Source organism: Rhodococcus sp. FG69, from assembly GCF_057808915.1.
In genome coordinates, this window is sequence record NZ_JBMDIX010000125.1 from 1 (window position 1) to 446 (window position 446).

1 protein-coding gene is annotated in these 446 nt (G+C 64.8%); it reads left to right on the forward strand.

Features of this window, described 5'->3' with window-relative positions:
* The coding region (locus ACODSO_RS29265; RefSeq protein WP_489040096.1) for a hypothetical protein at window positions 1–446 on the forward strand (446 nt) is incomplete at both ends.

Genomic DNA, 446 nt, shown 5'->3' on the forward strand with positions numbered 1-446 from the left:
GAGCCGTTGGTCGAGGATGTCGTCATCCGTGACATGCATCCGTTGACGGGGCAACGGTTGGACCTGTGGCGGCTGAAGAACTTCGACGGCACACGCTTGCCTGCGACCGCGGGAACGTACCTGTTCCACCTCACCGCGAAAGACAATCCCTCCGACGAACGCCTGATGGCACTCGCCGAAATCCGCGGCGTCACCACCCAACTCGACGAACACGGCAACGTCGTGGCCGTACCGGAAATCGAACGCACCGTCGCAGCATGCCTCGACGGCATCCGCCGGGCACAATCTCTACGCGGCCGCAAACGACTCGACGCCAACCGCGTCACCCTCTACGTCTGGCCCGTCCTCGACGTCCCCGACGACCGCCTCGCCACCATCGCCCGCCACATCGCACCCTCCACCATCGGCGCAGGACTGGAAGAGATCACCCTGATCGCCCGCCTCAA